The sequence below is a fragment of the Chitinophaga sp. NPDC101104 genome, assembly GCF_050277495.1.
Classification (GTDB): domain Bacteria; phylum Bacteroidota; class Bacteroidia; order Chitinophagales; family Chitinophagaceae; genus Chitinophaga.
This window is the reverse complement of record NZ_JBNNSF010000001.1, coordinates 403,171-419,084: the sequence shown is the minus strand read 5'-3', so window position 1 is coordinate 419,084 and position 15,914 is coordinate 403,171. Positions and strand designations below refer to the sequence as shown.

Annotated in this window: 11 protein-coding genes; 5 read left to right on the top strand and 6 right to left on the bottom strand. The window is 54.5% G+C overall.

All coding sequences use genetic code 11. The features are described 5' to 3' along the window. Nucleotides 1-825: 825 nt before the first annotated feature. Genes ACQKLP_RS01835 through ACQKLP_RS01825 form a run of 3 tightly spaced genes read left to right on the top strand, consistent with a single transcriptional unit; the run spans nt 826 to nt 4,858 of the window. Complete coding sequence (locus ACQKLP_RS01835; protein ID WP_427319506.1) at nt 826-3,396, top strand: hypothetical protein; 2,571 nt, start codon at nt 826-828, stop codon at nt 3,394-3,396. 47 nt (nt 3,397-3,443) lie between these two features. Continuing rightward, nucleotides 3,444-4,352, top strand: coding sequence for a transglutaminase domain-containing protein (locus ACQKLP_RS01830; RefSeq protein WP_341842357.1), 909 nt, complete (start codon nt 3,444-3,446; stop codon nt 4,350-4,352). A gap of 32 nt (nt 4,353-4,384) precedes the next feature. Further along, the gene (locus ACQKLP_RS01825) at nt 4,385-4,858 is read left to right on the top strand and encodes a Dps family protein (protein WP_427319504.1); all 474 of its coding nucleotides are present in this window, start codon (nt 4,385-4,387) and stop codon (nt 4,856-4,858) included. 78 nt (nt 4,859-4,936) lie between these two features. Here the strand turns inward: ACQKLP_RS01825 and ACQKLP_RS01820 are convergent, their stop codons facing one another. Next, complete coding sequence (locus ACQKLP_RS01820) at nt 4,937-6,427, bottom strand: OmpA family protein (RefSeq protein WP_427319502.1); 1,491 nt, start codon at nt 6,425-6,427, stop codon at nt 4,937-4,939. Nucleotides 6,428-6,635: 208 nt separating this feature from the next. Here ACQKLP_RS01820 and ACQKLP_RS01815 point away from each other — a divergent pair, with 208 nt between their 5' ends. After that, a complete protein-coding gene (locus ACQKLP_RS01815) occupies nt 6,636-7,388 on the top strand; it encodes an SDR family NAD(P)-dependent oxidoreductase (protein ID WP_427319500.1) in 753 nt (250 codons plus the stop codon). 279 nt (nt 7,389-7,667) lie between these two features. Beyond that, the gene (locus ACQKLP_RS01810) at nt 7,668-10,370 is read left to right on the top strand and encodes an outer membrane beta-barrel protein (protein ID WP_427319498.1); all 2,703 of its coding nucleotides are present in this window, start codon (nt 7,668-7,670) and stop codon (nt 10,368-10,370) included. A 67-nt stretch (nt 10,371-10,437) separates the two neighbouring features. Here the strand turns inward: ACQKLP_RS01810 and ACQKLP_RS01805 are convergent, their stop codons facing one another. Genes ACQKLP_RS01805 through ACQKLP_RS01785 form a run of 5 tightly spaced genes read right to left on the bottom strand, consistent with a single transcriptional unit; the run spans nt 10,438 to nt 15,890 of the window. After that, entirely contained in the window at nt 10,438-11,778 is a 1,341-nt protein-coding gene (locus ACQKLP_RS01805; RefSeq protein WP_427319496.1) for a DUF58 domain-containing protein, read from the bottom strand. An 8-nt stretch (nt 11,779-11,786) separates the two neighbouring features. Next, nucleotides 11,787-12,767, bottom strand: a complete 981-nt coding sequence (locus ACQKLP_RS01800) for an AAA family ATPase (protein ID WP_427319494.1) — start codon at nt 12,765-12,767, stop codon at nt 11,787-11,789. Continuing rightward, nucleotides 12,767-14,017 carry a DUF4350 domain-containing protein gene (locus tag ACQKLP_RS01795; RefSeq protein WP_427319492.1) on the bottom strand — a complete coding sequence of 417 codons (1,251 nt, stop codon included), beginning with the start codon at nt 14,015-14,017 and terminating at the stop codon, nt 12,767-12,769. Before ACQKLP_RS01795 ends, ACQKLP_RS01800 begins: the two co-directional genes overlap by 1 nt. 5 nt (nt 14,018-14,022) lie before the next feature. Further along, nucleotides 14,023-14,907, bottom strand: a complete 885-nt coding sequence (locus tag ACQKLP_RS01790) for a DUF4129 domain-containing protein (RefSeq protein WP_427319490.1) — start codon at nt 14,905-14,907, stop codon at nt 14,023-14,025. Further along, entirely contained in the window at nt 14,904-15,890 is a 987-nt protein-coding gene (locus ACQKLP_RS01785) for a stage II sporulation protein M (RefSeq protein WP_427319488.1), read from the bottom strand. The genes ACQKLP_RS01790 and ACQKLP_RS01785 overlap by 4 nt, the downstream gene beginning before the upstream one ends. Between the last annotated feature and the right edge of the window lie 24 nt (nt 15,891-15,914).

The following is a 15,914-nucleotide window of genomic DNA, read 5'->3' as shown; positions in this document are numbered from 1 at the left end:
TTTATATGCTGCAGGGGCTGCAGCGCGCGCGTTTCCGTTCCATCCGAGCACCAGGGCTGCGGACAGCACGAGGAAGAAGCGCCATAAGCAATTCGGAGTAACATTACAACTCATACGACAATGGTTTGGGTTTATATTATGCTTGTGTTGATCTTTCGAACACGTCGGGAAGGAACTACTGTTTTGGTTGGAAGCAGGGTTTCCCGGTCAAACGACTCTGGCTGCAGAGGCTATGATGAAAATGGAGAATGACTGTCTGCATCAAAAAGGTTCAGGATTACAAAGCCGCGCGATAAACAGTTTTTGATAGGATGCATTCTTCGGTTTAATATCATGGATTCTCGAAGCGATTTAACGATGCTAAATTAACTGGCGGAGATGCGAAATCGATAGGCCATTCTTATTCATTCCAATACACAACTGCCGTTCCGTTCATTATTAGAAATCCTGTTCATTTTGTTCATTTTTGATTATATTGAACAAAAACAGTTCATACTTTGTATCGCGGCGCATTCACAAAACTTGTCACCTTCAGGTCAAATCAAAATATTTATGCATCGCCCGTTCATCCTTTCTGTTCATTTTAGGCTCTCTGTTAATAAAATAGTTAGGAGCACAGATTATTAAAAAAATTTCCGCAGGGGTTAGTATATTATATTGACATGATTATCAGATAATTATAAACAACTTATCTCTATGCATACATCTGTTCATTCTGTTCATTTGTTAAAAACCGAAATCCAAACGTTCATTCCTTTACGTACTTATTCATTTCAATCAGGATCCCGGCATACCATAATCCTAATCCATTAATTGTACGCCCTTATGATCGATCTGTCCTACGACTTCATTATTACCTTACAGTCGGAAGTATTGCGGCAATTCGGCGTCGAGAATCTGCAACCCAATCAATGCAAGCATCTCACGCAGGCTATCATGAACCACACAGGAAAACTGGTTAGTGAAACTACCCTCAAAAGGGTATTCGGATTCGCCGTTACGCAACACAGCTTCTCCCGCTACACCCTCAACACGCTCGCGCAATATTGCCGCTTCCGTGATTGGGAAGATTTTCAAAACCATTTCTACAAGAAGCAATTCGATCAACCTGCGGGGCAGGATGCATCCAAATGGGACGACGTTCGCCGCAAAGCGTCCGCCGTTTCCCACTACACCATCCTCACCCTCCGCAACCGCTGCGGCCTCCCGTTCGACAACACCATCTCCCGCGGTTATTGCCTCCAGCATATCGAGAAATTCCTCGAATCCAAATACGCCGCCACCGTACTCATCGCGCCGGCTGGCTGGGGAAAATCCACCTCCCTCGTGCACGCCGCGGAACATTACTGGTTCGGCAGATCGCCCGCCTGCCCGCAAGACATCTGCTGGTTCATCAACGCCCACGCCGCAGGCAGCCTCCTCCTCAAAGGATTCTCCCTCTCCTCCTGGCTCGATAACCAACTGAACCTCGGCAACGGCGACAACTTCCGCGAATATTTCACCAAGCACCCAGATGAAAGGTCTGGCCGGCTCATCCTCATCATCGACGGGTTCGACGAGATCGCCATGAGCGCAGACAAACTCAAACTCCTATATAATAAACTGGAAGATTTCGTTTACTCCAACGAGCTCCACCCTTGGGTAAAAGTGATCCTCTCCATCCGCTCCAGCACCTGGGGAGAGGTATTCCACCAGTCGCACCAGTACCCCGCCTTCCGCAAATACTGGTACCTCGGCACGGAAATGGACGAAGAAACCAACACCAACATCCCGCCGCTGACAGACCTGGAGCTCAAATCCGTGTTATATAACTTCGATTTCGACCCGGCCACCGTCCGCCTCTTTTCCGACAGCTTCCTCCAGAAGCTCCGCCATCCTTACTATCTCCAGCTTTTCTGCCAGCTGAGCAACACGCCCGACCATTCATTCGTCGACGAAAACCTCAGCCTGTTCGAAATCATATCCCGGTTCATCCAGAACCGCGTCTTCAATTCACCGGCCAACACTTTCAAAATGCAGCTCATCGAAAAACTGCTGAAGCTGCTCGATATGGGAAGGGCCGGTTTATATACCGACAAAAGCAGTCTCCTCAACCAGAACGCCGATTACTTCCCGGCGTATAAGGAGCTGTTGGCGGATAATATATTAGTGGAGGAAAACCTCAGCCAGGAGATCATGTTCAACGTGAAGGTCCGTTTCGCGCATAATTTCCTGCTGGAGTACTTCACGGCCATGCATTACGTGAACCTGCACCAACAGAACGTTTCCGCCCCCTTGCTGGAGGTGGTCCTGGCCGATTTCCCGCAGAGCCCGTTCCGCATCGCCGTATTCAAATGGCTGCTGCGCTACGCGATCACCCGCGGGCAGGCAGACGGCATCCGGGATTTCTTCCGCCTGCCGCTGGCCACTTCCGAAAAAGCGCACCTGCTGGAATACGTAGTGTTGCATTACCAGCAGGAAGGCGCGCACCAGGAGCAGCTATCCAACATTTTCCCGCCGGGATATTTCCGGAAAAACCCGTTCGGGCAGTTCATCTCCGACGATTTCATGCATTTCAAGAAAAGAAAGGTGCTCAATACGCTGCTGAACATGGCCGAATCGGCAGACGACCGGCTGAAGATCCGGTGCAACCTGTTCGTGATGGCGCTGATGCAGCTGGATGCGGAGCAATGCGAAATCGAGCTGACCAACATCCGCAAGCTATGTGCAGGCGAGCCCGCGGGCGAAATGTGGATCACCCCTTACGCCGCGTTCCTCTTCATCTACGAATACCTGAAATTCGGGCAGATCGACGAAGAGATGAAAGACAAGATCTATCATTACGCCTCGTGCTGGAACTTCGGCAAACAGAAACCCCTTTCCACCGGCGAAGAAGCGGTGTACCGGGCGCTCTGTTTCATTTTCCTCCTCATGGGAGATTACCATCAGCTGCTATTGTTCACCAGCCGGCTGTTCGAACAACACCCCAGTATCCTTTTCAACCGGACAGACCCGTTCCGCCTCATGATGCTCTGCTGGAAAGCCCAGGCGCACATCCATACCGGCGACGTGGATTCGGCCAGAAGGCTGAGCTGCCATGTAGACAGTATCCTGAAACATTATCCTGCCGAATTTTACAACGGCAAGCACATCGAAACGCTGCAGAAAATCATCGCCGCGCAAATCCACCTGCACGACCAGGAGTTCAACAAAGCGATCCGCGCAGCGGAATCCGCCATGGATACGGCCCAGAAACTCGATTTCAAGATTTTCGCACTGCTGAATTACAGCATCCTCGACCGGATTTACCATCAACTCCAGATGGACAAACAGAAAAAGGACGCACAGCAAAAAATGATCGTCATCCGCCAGAGCACCACTTTTATCCAGACCCTTCCCGGGCTCGTGGAACATTAAGCGGTTTACCGGTGGAATTGGCATAATTTTGCGGTGTATTACCGGCAATGCCTATCGATCAGAGCAAATACACGACATTTCAGCATTTTTTGCTGAACCTGCTGAGCCTGTTGACCGTCCTGCCCCTGGCCCCCTACCTCAACCGGTTCATGCCCGTGATCCAGGTGGGCGCGTGGCATATCGACCTGTTCGTGTCCATACTGATCGCGTTCCTCTTTACCCGGCTCCTGTTATGGATCTTCCGCCCGCTCATCATCCCCGCCTTCGTGCTGGTGGCCGGCGCCCTGATCGTTAACCAGTTTACGGGGAAATATACTTTCCAGAACGTGGTGAACGATTACCAGGGCATGGTACAGGGGAATTGGGGCACCAAAGACAGCAAGCAGCTGGACATCCTCAGCTTCTACCCCCGGAAAGTGGAAACCTACGTCGACAAAACCGTTCGCGGCATCCGGGAGAAAGTCAATTACAACGACTCCCTCGTCCGCAACTTTTCCGTTAAACATTCCGTGGATTATTATGACGAATACTTCCCGAAATATGGCCGTATCGTCAGATATCTTTCTCTTTACAGATATATCCGGGAAAATTTCAAGTATGTGAACGATTCCCAGCGCGACGAATACTTCGCCACGGCCAGGGAAACGATCCAGAACGGGATGGGCGGCGATTGTGACGACCACAGCATCCTCATGATGTCTTGCATGGAATCCATCGGCGCGCGGATGCGCATCGTGCTCATCCGGGGGCATGCTTACCCGGAACTGTATTGTGGTAATAAAGACGATTTCGAAACGATGAAACAGGCAATTATCCTGCTTTTCAACAATCCGCCCGTTAAAGAGTTATATTATCATGAAATGAACGGCGAGTACTGGATCAATATGGACTATACCGCACGAAACCCCGGCGGGCGCTACCTCAACAACAAAGTGTACGCCCTCATAGAGTTGTAACCATTATTTCATATTAAAAAATATTATTAATCATGAAAGCAAACATCGGCATCGGAGAAAACCACCTGAAGGCGGTAGCAGAAAGATTACAGGTTTTACTGGCAGACGAGCAGGTACTTTATACGAAAACCCGCAATTACCATTGGAACGTAGTCGGCGATAACTTCATGGAAATGCACGGTTTCTACGAAAACCAGTACAACGAGCTGGCGGAAATTATCGACGAAGTGGCGGAACGCATCCGCATGATCGGCCATTACAGCACCGGCCGCCTTGTAGATTTCCTGAAACTGACCAACCTCCTGGAACCGGAATACACCAACGTTCAATCCGAACAGATCAAAAATCTGCTGGACGATCACGAGACCATCATCCGCGGCCTCCGCGAAATGATCACCGAGTTCGCCGACAAGCAGAAAGACCTCGGCTCCAGCGATTTCGTGACCGGCCTGTTGCGCCAGCATGAAAAAATGGCATGGATGCTCCGTTCCTACATCACCAAGTAGCGCATCAATCGTCATATTGAACAGAAAAGCCGGTCAACCTGTGTTGCCGGCTTTCTTTTTTATGCTTGCTTGCCTGGGTTATTGCCTGTAAATGATGATCTCCACCCGCCGGTTGCGCCGCCGCCCTTCCGGCGTATCGTTGGGGAATGCGGGCCGGTGCTCGCCTTCGCCGCCGACGGTGAGGATGAAATCGCCCAGACCTTTCCCGCGCAGGTAATCTGCCAGCGATGCTGCCCGGCGCTGGGAAAGCAGCAGGTTGTAATCGTCGGCCCCCGCGTTGTCTGTATGGCCTACCAGTTGCAGCGAGACGCCCGGGCTCCGGGGGATTTTGGCCACCAGGGAATCCAGGGTGCCGAAGAGCGCGGGGTTCAGCTCGTGGCGGTCGAATTTGAAAAGTATGTCGGGGATGACGAGCGTATCCGGCGGCGGGGCGATCTTCACCGTTTCGATGACCGGTGGCGGCGGGGGCTCGACGGCCACACAAAACTCGATCGCCACGTAATTGTTCCGCGCGCGGCCGGTGGGCGAGCTGAAATCGAAACGGGGGATGGCCGAGTCGAGGACGATGAGCTTGATATCGTCGCTACTGAACCCGAAATCCTTCACCAGCACCTGGCGAACGGATTCCGCCTGCTGCGCGGACGCCTGTTTATCGAATTTTTTGGTGGCGAAGTCGAAATGCACCCCGGTGATGAACACACGCCGGCCTCCGCGGGGCTCGTATCGCAGGATCATGGAATCTACGCGGGCGGCCGACCTGGGATAGCGTTCCCGCCCGGTGGCGGTGAAGATCTCCGGCCCGGGGATATCGATGTCGACACAGCCGGGCCTGATGAGGGGGACCACCGGGTTGATGGATGAGACCGCCTGGCCGGGCAGCGAGTGGCGGTGGAACCGCCGGCCCAGGGAATCTTCTATCGCGGAGGCTTCCGGGCACAGGGGGCGCCCATCCACCGGAACCAGTTCCAGCCAATCGATGTAAACGGATTCGGGCCCCTCGGGCCGCCGGGAAGGCAGCAACTCCATCCGGCCCATGAGCAGATGCGTGTAGTCGTCCCCAGCCTCGAACTCCATCTCCATCCTGTAGAAATTCTTCTCCAGCTCCTTCACCACCTGTTCTTTCCGGAAAGTAACGGTGGGCTTCAGATCGGTGAGCGCGCGGCCCTGTTCGCGGAAAACATAATCTTTCGACAGGTAAAAATCCAGTTCCGGCTGGAGCTTACCGGTGGCGCCTACGATGCCGGACAGGCGGTAGCGCTGTCCTTTCCGGAGCGGGCACAACAGCCGGGTTTGGGCGTAGTTGCGGTCTTCCCGCGTATCGCCGGCCAATAAAACAATGTATTGATGCCCTGCTTTGTTACGGTAAGTATGATAGTTGAATAGCAGCTTGCTGGCGGGCGAGACGCTTTCCCAGGCTACCGGGGCGCAGGGGGCGCGGTATTCCGTACAGATATTGATGATTTCGAAACTGGGGTTGGCCAACAGGTTCTGTGCCCAGGCCGCTGAAGGGAGCAGCAGGGCGGCAATCATAAGGCGGAACAGTGTCGGCGGTCGCATTTTCGCGTACATGGGAACCCTTTTAACTGAAAATCACGATAATTATTATCTCCCCCGGCAAGATATGACACTAATATGTTATGGGTGCAAAATCTTAGGATTTCCCTAACACGGCCTGCCCGTACCTTTAGGCCAACAAACATTCCCCGGCCATTTTACGTTAAACCTACTGCACTTACACGGTAATCCTATCGATTATTCATCTTTTAAATCTTACATGATGGAACAGTTTTTTTCCGGAAAAGTGGCATTGGTAACCGGCGCGGGTTCCGGTATCGGGGAGGCTACGGCATTCCTGTACGCACGGCATGGCGCAAAAGTGATCGTATCGGACATTAACGGGGAGCATGGAAAGGCGGTGGTGGAAAAGATCCGCAAAGCCGGTGGGGACGCGCAATTCGTTGCGTGCGACGTGAGCCGGCCCGATCAATGCGAAAAACTGGTGAACGAAACGCTGCAACATTATGGCCGCCTCGATTTCGCCTGCAACAACGCGGGCATCGGCGGAGAATCCGCGGCCGTGGCGGATATGAGCGTGGAAGGGTTCGACAGGGTCATCGCCATCAATCTTTCCAGCGTATTTTACTGTATGAAATACCAGCTGCCCGCGATGCTGAAAAACGGCGGCGGCGCCATTGTGAACATGGCGTCTATCCTCGCGCAGGTGGGTTTCGCGCATGCTGCGGGGTATGTGGCCGCCAAGCATGGCGTGGTGGGGCTAACGCAAAATGCCGCCGCGGAATATTCCGTGCAGGGCGTTCGTGTGAACGCCGTGGGCCCGGGCTTCATCGACACGCCGCTATTGGCGCAAATGGATAAGGCGACCATAGACATGCTTATTTCCAAACATCCCATCGGCCGGCTCGGAAAGGCGGAAGAAGTGGCGGAGCTCGTGATCTGGCTCAGTTCCGATAAAGCTTCGTTCGTCACCGGGTCGTATTACCCGGTAGACGGGGCTTACCTGGCCGTGTAAGCCAACATATCAGGACAGTACAGGACAGTTGCAGAATTTTGCGGCTGTCCTTCTTTTTTCCTACCGCCCATCTTCCCCATTCCCCGCTCCTCCATTATCACGTGTGCCGCTTAAACGTTTTGCGCCGTAATGACGTCTATCATCATGAACGAACCACGTTTTCCTTGCCGGAAAATGGCGTTACCATTTATCCCGTAAATCATGCACAGGTGTAAAACACCCGTCTGGCGGCCGATGGATGCGTATTTTTCGGCATCAACCTATAGAATTATACCTTAGATGAGATTCACGCCTAAAACCGGTATGGGCGCCATCGCGGCGTGCCTGTGCTGGCTCGGATGCATGTTCACCCAACAGGAAGCCTACGCACAGCAGCCCCCGTCAAACAAAGATTCGGAAACCGGTGCCATCAGCGGCAAAGTGCAGCAAACAGGCAACAAGGAACCGATCCCCTTCGCCACCGTAGCCCTGTTGAACGAAGACGATTCCACCGTCATCAACGGCGTTGCCGCAGATGAAAAGGGGACGTTCGTGCTCAAGCCCGTACCCTACGGAAGCTACCTCGTGAAAGTGGCCACCATGGGCTTTACGCCTTACTTTGCCAAGGTCAGGCTCAGCAACGAGCGCCCGCAGTGGGACCTCGGCACCGTGATCCTCGAAACCGGCGCACGCGCCCTCAAGGAAGTGGAAGTGGTAGGCCAAAAGAAAATGTTCACCATGAACAAGGACTCCATCATCTTCACACCCGACGAAAACTTCCTTCCCGGCGGCACCGGCATGGAATTGCTCGAATACGTGCCCGGCGTCACCATCGACGCCAATAACAATATCACCATGGAAGGGAAAGACCAGGTGCGGTTTTATGTCGATAACAAACCCATCGCCCACACCGGCATGGACGCCAACAGTTACCTCAACAACCTGCCCTCTTTCATGATCGAACGGATCGAAGTGCTGAAACAGCCGCCAGACGCCGTGGATGCAGAACAGGCACTCGTGGAAGGCCGCACCAACATCCGGTACATCAACATCATTACCCGGAAAGTACAGTTCCGCGGGTATTCCGCCGCAGTAACGGCCGGGATCGACAGCCGGCGCAACCTCAACGCCAAGATGCGCTTCAACATGAACATGGCGCCCTTCCAGATCACCTATTTCAACAACGCACAATACAACGCAGATTCCAGCTACCTGCAACGTACCTATTTCCCGAAAACGCCCGGGGGCGACAGTTCCTTCCTTTCCCAAAAGAACTTCCGCACCTCGTACAACTTCAACCACAACCTCAACACCCGCTACGAACGCAAATTCACCGACAAGGAATTCCTCCGCGGCGCGGTAACCCTCGGCTGGACGGGCGATGGCGCCAACGGACAGAACAATTCCATCAATAGCAATAAAGACCACAAACCCACCATGCTCAAGGACCAGGACAGCGAAAACCGCCGTGGCGGCTATCGCGCGGTGACGGACTGGAACTATTTCAAAGAGTATGAAGAGAAAGACAAGCGCCTGGAAGCCGGGTTCAACTTCACCAAGGCCGGCACCAGCGGCAGGGGCTACAACGATTACCTGTACCCGCTGACAGACGATACGTCGCTGCAGCGCAACAGCCAGCAAAACGGCAGCTACAGCATGCGGACGAACATCCACTTCCGGCAGCCCCTGGGCAAAGGGAAGTTCTATGACCTCAGCGCTTCGGCCAACATCAGCGCCAACGACAACGAGAACATCGCGAAGCGGAAGAACGTGAACGACAAGGAGCTCCTCGACGCACCGCGCCTCAGCACAGATTATACGTCTTTCAACCAGAACTACGCCATTAACGCCACTACGGGGAAAAACAATCCCAAACTGGGTTACAGCGTTACCGGAAGGCTGGTGTACAACGGCTCCCAATCCCGCGAAACCTTCGCCGGCAACGAATTCAACAACGAAACCTACGAAATCCGCAGCTCCGCGGGCATTAACTATAGTCCCTGGAAAGACCACCGCGCCAACCTGCGCTTCAACCCGGGCGTGCAGTTCTTCAACCAGATGGCGCTACTGGACTCGTTGCGGAGCAGCGTTCCGTTCAAGTACACCAACTTCGCGCCGGGCGTGAATTTCAGCTACGATTACAAGCAACAGCAGCTCTCGTTCAACTATTCGAGGAACATGGACCGCCCGTCTCCCGAGCAGCTGAACCCGTTCGTGAATACGACAGACAGTTTCAACATCCGCACGGGCAATCCCAACCTGCGCCCTTCGTTCACGAAAGATTACAGGGCCGAGTACAGCCTCCAGGTGAAATCGCACTCGCTGAAAGTGGGCCTGGAAAAGCAGGACGCAGACGATATCATTTCGCGCTACACCCGCGTGGAGCATATCAACGATACCACGATCATCAATACGAGCACGTTCGTGAACCTGGCGTCGCGGCGCGACAATAACGCGTACATCACCCTGAATTCCCATTTCTTCAAAGCCACCAATAACAACAAGGGCGCGCTGCAATTGAATATCAACGGCGGTTTGCGGTACTACGATACCAAGACCGACGGCGGGGAAGACGGGCAGGGCGCGGTGAGCGAGAAATTCGCGCATGTTTCCGGGTGGACGAGCCACCTCAACGTCTGGACCAGCTACCGCATCCGCGTATTTTCCGTATCGGCGAACTTCCGCTACAACGGCCCCCGTTACTACGCACAGGGCAAGCAGGAAGCGCGTTTCGGCAGCGGGCTGAAAGGACAGGTGAACCTCTTCCAGCGGAAGCTGAACCTGGCTTTCTCCGTGGAAAACATCTTCGGATCGAGCGTCCGGAATTTCTATGAGCTGACGAAAGACTACGAACAATATTCCAACAACCGCCGCAATGTTCGGTACCTCAGCCTGAACCTGACGTACAACATCCGCAAGTTCAACAAGCTGGGGAAAAAAGGACCAAAAGAATTCGAGCTGGGAACGGAAGAAGAAGACAGCGGGCCGCCACGCCGCCGATAAGTATTTGACACAAAAAAGCGCCGGTCTCACTTGCAGACCGGCGCTTCTTCATTTCGGGCAATCCGAATTACAATACCATCCGGGATTTGAGCTCCAGGTATTTATTGACAACGTTGACGGTGAGGTGCTCCGGCGGCGTGAGGAGGCTCATAATGCCCGCCTGCGCCAGTTCGCGGACGATCTGCTTTTTCTCGTGCGCGAATTTCTGGGCGATCACCTGCATGTAAATGTCTTCCGTTTCCACCATCCGCTTTTCGTTCAGGTCTTTCAGTTCCGTGTTCTCGAAAAACACGACCAGCAGCATATGGTATTTGGCGAGCTGCCTCAGGTACGGCAGTTGCCGCTGCATGCCCGACAGCGATTCGAAGTTGGTGAACAGCATGAGGAACGAGCGTTGCGACAGCGAAGCCCGCAGATGCACGCCCAGCCGCTCGAAATCGGTCTCCATCCAGTCGGTGGATTGGGCGTAGAGCTGATCGAGGATTTTATTGAGCTGGACTTTTTTGTTGCTTGCGGGCAGTACTTCCGTCTGTTTGCCGGTGAAGGTGATGAGGCCGGATTTGTCGCCCTTCTGCATGGCTACGTTGCTGAAAACGAGCGTGGCGTTGATGGCGTAGTCGAGCAGGGTGAGGCCGCCGAAAGGCATTTTCATGTTGCGGCCTTTGTCTATCACGCAATACACGAGCTGCGATCGTTCTTCCGTATAACTATTGACCATGAGGTTGCCTCTGCGTGCGGTGGCTTTCCAGTTGAGGGTGCGCACATCGTCTCCGCGGATATATTCCTTGATATGATCGAACTCCATGCTGTGGCCGATCACGCGGCGGCGATGCACACCGAGCTCGTTGAGTTTATGTTTGACGGAAAACAGTTCGTAATTGCGCAGCTGGATGAAAGATGGATAAACTTTCACGGTTTGGTCAGCGTCCAGCGAAAAGCGGCGGCACACCAGGCCGAAGGGGCTCCAGGTGTAGACGTGCAGTTTCCCGAAAGCGTACTCGCCTCTTTCCACGGGCCGTAAGGTGAATTGGACGCGGGTTTCGCCGCCGGCTTCCAGTTTCAGGGGAATGGTGAAATCGCGCCGCTGGAACTGGAACGGCAATTCGTCCATCACTTCGCCGCGCACCGGGAATCCGTATTTGCTGCGGATCGTGTAGTGGACGGGGTTATCGTCGCCGTTGCTGAACCTTTCCGCCATGGTCCTTTCCGCTTCGATGGCCTTTCCCGGCGAGTACAGCATCAGCAGATCGAGCAGGATCAGTCCCACCCACACGGCAAAGCCGATCAAAGCGGCCGTGAACGCGGCCGGAATGAAAAAGCCCGTGATGCAAACCAGCACCAGCACGCCCAGCGAGAGATACAGGCGGTTGCGGAAGAACAGCGATCGATAAAATCGGGTGATGGGCATGTTGTGGATTATCTGGGTACTTCTACGGCTTTGAGGATTTCTGCGATCACTTCGTCGGGCGAAATGCCTTCCATTTCGCGTTCGGGCGTGAGGATGATACGGTGGCGGAGCACATGGGGAAGGATGTACACCACATCGTCAGGCGTCACGAAATCGCGCCCGTTCATCACGGCCACGGCTTTGGCGCAGTTCATCACCGCTACGGATGCGCGCGGCGAAGCGCCGAGGTAAATGCCCGGGTTGTTACGCGTTTCGTTCACCAGCGTGGCTACGTATTGCAGGAGTTTCTCTTCCATGAGGATGCCCCGCACCTGTTGCTGGAGCCGGATCACGGTAGCGGCCGTCACCACGGTTTCCACCTGCTCCACGGCGGAATGGTCGCCCCCGCGGGCGTTGGCGGCCTGGAGAATGGCGATCTCATCCTGCAAGGCGGGATATTTCACGTCCACTTTGAAAAGGAAACGGTCGAGCTGGGCTTCCGGCAGCCGGTAAGTACCTTCCTGCTCGATGGGGTTTTGCGTGGCCACCACCATAAAAGGCGAATCGAGGATATGGGTAACGCCGTCGTTGGTGATCTGCCGTTCCTCCATCACTTCGAACAACGCGGCCTGCGTTTTGGCCGGGGCGCGGTTGATCTCGTCTATCAGGATGATATTCCCGAAAACCGGGCCTTTCTTGTATTCGAATTCCTTGCTTTGCGGGTTGAAGATGGAAGTCCCCAACACGTCGGCCGGCATGAGGTCCGGCGTGAACTGCATACGGGAAAACTTCGCGTCGATGGTACTGGCGAGCAACTTGGCCGCCAGCGTTTTGGCCACACCGGGAACGCCTTCCACGAGCACATGCCCGTTGGCCAGCAAACCGGTGATCAGCAGGTCTACCATCTGGTGCTGCCCTACAATTACTTTCCCGATCTCGTTCCGGATCGCGTTCACGGCACTGTGAAGGTCGGCCAGGTCGGTCCGCGGCACAAAGGTGTTAATGTCCATTATTTCGGATTTTGATAGAATTGATAGATGCTGTTATACAAATTATGCAGATACTCGTCATCCACATACGCCCCTGTCCGCACTTCCATTACCATCTGCATCATTGCTTCCACGTATTCCCGATGGAATCCCGACTTGCGGGCGAGGCCGCTGATGAATTCGGCGTCGATCTGCGCGGTGTTGAGGAAATAATGCTGGCGGATGTATTCGAGCAGGTGCTGGACCATTTTCTGGGCCAGGTTGGCGTTGTTGTGATGAAGGTAGTACAGCCGGCCGAGGGTTTCCGCAAAATCGATGGAATTGTTGCGGAGCACGGGCTTGTCGGGGATGATGCGCTGGCGGCGCTTGCTTTCGCTGAAAATGTACAGGGCCACCAGGAGCAATGCCAGCCAGAGCGCCCATTTCAGCGGCGGATATTTCAGCATCACCTGCATGTCGGAGAAGTTGTCTGACGAGCGGGGCATGAGCTGATACTTATAGAATTCGTCCCAATACACATGGTCCGCATGCATCCGCAGATACGCCATTTGCCAGGTGAGCGCCTGCACGTTGTTGTTTTCCAGGAGCCAGGAGTTGGTCCAGCTCATGGGGTTGAGCAGCACGAAAAGCTGGCCTTCGCCGTGTTGCACGCGGAAGAAGTTGGGCTGATGCGCCGCATTGTTGCCGAGGATGGTAATGATGGACGTATCGCTATCGGCCAGTACCAGGTGGCTGTTCATGGGAATCCCCTTCCCGGAAAACACCGTGTCCGGCGAAAAGGCCGGGTTGACGAAGCGTTGCACGGCGGAGGAAGGCTGATAGTCAAATAACGGCTCGGTCGTTCTGAAACCGAAGGTTCTCTGGAGGAGGGAGTCGGTGCCCTCTACCACCAGGAACAACTGGTTGCCGGCCGATACGTAGGCCGACATATCTTCCGCATCCTTCTCCGTGAGGAAAAGCTGTGTGGCTACCGCGATGTACACGGAATTGTTGCCTTTCAGGTTATCGGAATTGCGATAGGTGTAGGAGAAAGGGCGCGTTACCCGGCGGGGGGCCCTGCCGTTAAAATATCCGTCGAGCAGCGAAAAAGCCACTTTCCCGCCGTAAGGCCGGGTGCTCTTGTTCCCGTAATGTATCTCCTGGCGCTGGTAGCGCGGGTCCTGCGCGGCGTCGAACACGGGCGAAGCCACGTGCCGGACGCCCAGCAGCAACAGCAGGAACAGCACAACCACGGCGGCGGCAAGAACGATGATGATAATGCGTTTACTCACTGCGGTTATTTGGTCAAGGAGTTTTTAAAATCTTCGAATGCCTCGTTCACCCGCCCATACTGCGCTTCGCTCAGCGACATCTTTCCGTACCACACATATTCGTATTGCAGCGTGATGGCGGCGAAGGGCTGGTAATAGCTGGTACGGCCCAGTTCGCGGAGGTAATCCATATTGGTTTTGTCTTTCGTCCGGGTGATCAGCCCCACGTTTTCCAGCAGGTGAAGCGCATGCAGATACCGGAAGCGGACGGCTTCGCGCAGTTGCCCGGCATTGCGGGCGGCGAGGGCTAGGGCTTCCAGGTCGGTTTGACCGATCTCTTCCGCCACGTCGCTTTCGGCCGGCTTCCGCCGCGATCCCCACCTGAAAACGGGAATATCGTTTTTGCTCATGAACAGGACGATCGCGACGATGATGAGCAGTCCCAGTGCGCCCAGCATCAGATTGCGGAGGAGCCGTATGTTGCCGGCGGCCCATTGGCCCAGGTCTTTCATCCATTGCGGCCGCCTGTCTTTCCGGGGGTTGTAGGGCGGATATTTCAGGGATTCGTCGTCGCGGAGTTTTTGCAGCGCGCCGGCCGGGGGCACCCGGGGCGTGAGGCGCATCTGCGCACCTTCATCGAACCCGTCTATCGGCTGGCGGTCGTACAGCGAATGGTTGATCATCCCGTGGCGCATCTTTTCCTCGGTATTCATATCCGATTCCGACAATTCTTCTTCCACCAGCCCGGTGGTATCGATATCCACATCCTGCGACGCTTCGGCCACGGAAGGGATATTATCGCTGTCGGTAGAATCGAGCATGCGGTATTCGAGCGTATCGGCCCGTTGGGCAAGCGCGTTCCCGCCGGCCGTCAGCAAAAGGATCAACAGCACGGTTTTCAACTGGTTCATGCGGCGGCGGGTTTAATCAGTTTGCTGTCCATATCGAGGCGGTAGCCCATTTTCTGCACCCGGACCGGGTACCAGACGAAATACCAGATCATGAATGCGGCGGAAACGGCGAGGATGGTCACGCTAAGGAACATGGGCATTTCGGTGTGCCGGGTCACGAAGCTTTCGAGGAAAGCGGCTACGATAAAAATGGGGATGAGGGCCACGATGATCTTCACGCCTTCGAGGGCGCCGCGCTTGAGGGATTCCTTGCGGGAAAACGTGCCGGGAAACAGCAGGCTGTTGCCCAGGATGACGCCTGCGCTGCCGGCGATGACGATGGAGGAGATCTCCAGCGTTCCGTGGATCCAGATCACCAGCACGGATTTCAGGCCCAGGCCTTTGGCGAAGAACATATATTGGAACGATCCGAGCATGATGCCGTTCTTGAACAGCACCCACAACGTTCCCGCCGAAAAAGCGATCCCGCTCACGAAGCAGTACATCGACACGCGGATGTTGTTATACCCGATCCGCAGCCACATCATCCAGGGGTTTTCGTCTTTATAAACGTTGAATGGGTCGCCTTTGGCGATGTTTTCTTCCGTCATGTTCACATAATCGTCCCCTAAAACACCGCGGACGAACGTGTCGTCGTGCGCCGAAGAGAAAGCTCCCAGGATGCAGAACAGGAGGAAATAGCAGAAAGTGAACAGGAAAACGCGGTGATGTTTGCGGATCAGCAGCGGCAACTGGTATTTGAAGAAATTGCGGAAACGGTGTTTGTCGCCCTGATGGTCCCGGTAAATACGCTGGAAGATGGCGGCGGCCATTCCGTTGATGTACCCGGTTACTTTACTGTGCGCGTAGAAAGTTTTGGCGTAGGCAAGGTCGTCGACGAGGGATGTGAACCTTTCGGCCATCACATCCGGGTCTTCGGTTGGTTCCTCGCGGATTTTGTTCCACCGTGCCAGGTTACGTTTAATGAATGAAGATTCTCTCATGCGGTACCGGAGATAAAAAATAAC

Excerpts from the sequence above, each read along its gene's own strand:
- ACQKLP_RS01790 (WP_427319490.1), bottom strand. The coding sequence starts at position 14,907 with ATGAACCAGTTGAAAACCGTGCTGTTGATCCTTTTGCTGACGGCCGGC.
- ACQKLP_RS01835 (WP_427319506.1), top strand. The coding sequence starts at position 826 with ATGATCGATCTGTCCTACGACTTCATTATTACCTTACAGTCGGAAGTA.
- ACQKLP_RS01815 (WP_427319500.1), top strand. The coding sequence starts at position 6,636 with ATGGAACAGTTTTTTTCCGGAAAAGTGGCATTGGTAACCGGCGCGGGT.
- ACQKLP_RS01810 (WP_427319498.1), top strand. The coding sequence starts at position 7,668 with ATGAGATTCACGCCTAAAACCGGTATGGGCGCCATCGCGGCGTGCCTG.
- ACQKLP_RS01830 (WP_341842357.1), top strand. The coding sequence starts at position 3,444 with ATGCCTATCGATCAGAGCAAATACACGACATTTCAGCATTTTTTGCTG.
- ACQKLP_RS01825 (WP_427319504.1), top strand. The coding sequence starts at position 4,385 with ATGAAAGCAAACATCGGCATCGGAGAAAACCACCTGAAGGCGGTAGCA.
- ACQKLP_RS01800 (WP_427319494.1), bottom strand. The coding sequence starts at position 12,767 with ATGGACATTAACACCTTTGTGCCGCGGACCGACCTGGCCGACCTTCAC.
- ACQKLP_RS01805 (WP_427319496.1), bottom strand. The coding sequence starts at position 11,778 with ATGCCCATCACCCGATTTTATCGATCGCTGTTCTTCCGCAACCGCCTG.
- ACQKLP_RS01785 (WP_427319488.1), bottom strand. The coding sequence starts at position 15,890 with ATGAGAGAATCTTCATTCATTAAACGTAACCTGGCACGGTGGAACAAA.
- ACQKLP_RS01820 (WP_427319502.1), bottom strand. The coding sequence starts at position 6,427 with ATGTACGCGAAAATGCGACCGCCGACACTGTTCCGCCTTATGATTGCC.